Source organism: Bacteroides sp. B1-V-101 (assembly GCF_023656585.1).
Taxonomy (GTDB): domain Bacteria; phylum Bacteroidota; class Bacteroidia; order Bacteroidales; family Bacteroidaceae; genus Bacteroides; species Bacteroides thetaiotaomicron.
This window is the reverse complement of record NZ_JAMOKH010000089.1, coordinates 1-1,467: the sequence shown is the minus strand read 5'-3', so window position 1 is coordinate 1,467 and position 1,467 is coordinate 1. Positions and strand designations below refer to the sequence as shown.

1 protein-coding gene is annotated in these 1,467 nt (G+C 41.1%); it reads right to left on the bottom strand.

The window, feature by feature from the left end; translation table 11 throughout:
- Positions 1-25: 25 nt before the first annotated feature.
- Positions 26-1,348 (bottom strand): IS4-like element ISBthe3 family transposase, encoded by a 1,323-nt coding sequence (locus NBH01_RS26510; RefSeq protein WP_062694768.1) that lies wholly within the window; start codon positions 1,346-1,348, stop codon positions 26-28.
- Between the last annotated feature and the right edge of the window lie 119 nt (positions 1,349-1,467).

The following is a 1,467-nucleotide window of genomic DNA, read 5'->3' as shown; positions in this document are numbered from 1 at the left end:
GGAAGCTACCCTTTATACACAAGTCTTAGCTGATTAACTCATACAGTTCAAACTGTGTATTAAATCTATCCAGTCCATTCTTAAAGGTTATATATCCTGGAATGGACTGGCTCTTGTATGCACTCCATGCTCCTAACCTTGCAATAATCCATGCTGCCCATGCCATTGATTCTTTTTTATATGGATTTTGCTGTATTTTGGTATTTCCCTCACTCTTTTTTCCTACTATATGTAATAATGCTATTTCTTTGCTTGTAAAGTAGATTTCTGAAGAGAGTTTTTCATCTTCTTTATCAAAAGAAAGTTTGAGTACCATCACCTGCAGGGCTGCCTGCAAGGAAATTAAGATTAGTTTTTGTAATGCCGAAACTGTTTCCAACTGTGCGTCCTCAATCATGAATCCCTTTCTTTTGAGCACTCTGAACAACTCTTCAATCAGCCATCTACAACGATACCAACCGATACATTCAATTGCTTGTTCTACAGTCTCCACCACATGTGTAGTTAGCAGTCTCCATTCAATAGGGCTCTCATTTACCGGTGTACTGGAAGATTTTTCTTTAACATGTATGCAATAAAGACTAACAGGGGGACTGCCCTTTGCCGGACCGTTAACAGGAGCGCACAAGGTGACTCTTTCAAAGCGAAGTTCCATGCACGCTACCCGTTTCTTACGTCCGCTTCCCGGGAGCACTTCAAAGCTATACTCTGCCCGTAGAACAGCCTGCTCCATTAATGTATTCAGATGGACAGAACAGTCTGGATCATCCAACCGGCAATTCCTTTCATGAACAGAACGTATCAGCAAGTGAACATTATCAGTAGGGATACGGCTGAAAAGCTCGAAAATGTCCGCTTCACGGTCACCGATGATCGTTTTAACTGCATCCCGGGGCATTTGCTCACTGGCAGCCATTCCACTTTCTATCCAACGATATGACTCTTTTTCTTCTATAGGCTGATATCTGTAATTACGTTCTTCACGACTTAAAGCAGCCGGTGAGCGATTCCACTGCTTAACCGAAGAAAAGCCTATAGGAATATGACTGGAGGCATCCACTACCAAGACAGGATGCAAAAAAGTACCACATTGCTTTTGACCGACAATGCCGGGACTGGCTGTTTTTTTCTTCATTCGCTCAACATGAGCCTCATAGTTTATCTCCGAGGTATCTTGAATACACAGTAAATGCTGACGACCGGAAGCATTCTTACAGCAAGTGTGTATCAGACCTGATAAGATAGCATCAGAGCTGACTGAGGAATTGTTCAAAAATCTATAAGCACCCATCTTTTCTTTATGTTCCTTACTAAATTGATTCACTATAGCACTTTGATGGACAACCATCTGAGAGCAAATTAAGTTTAAACGCCGCAAAAGCCGAGGATCACGAATTTGATCTGTCTCTAATAACATCAAGCAAAGATAAAAAAAATAATATATACTTGTGTATAAAGGGTAGCTTC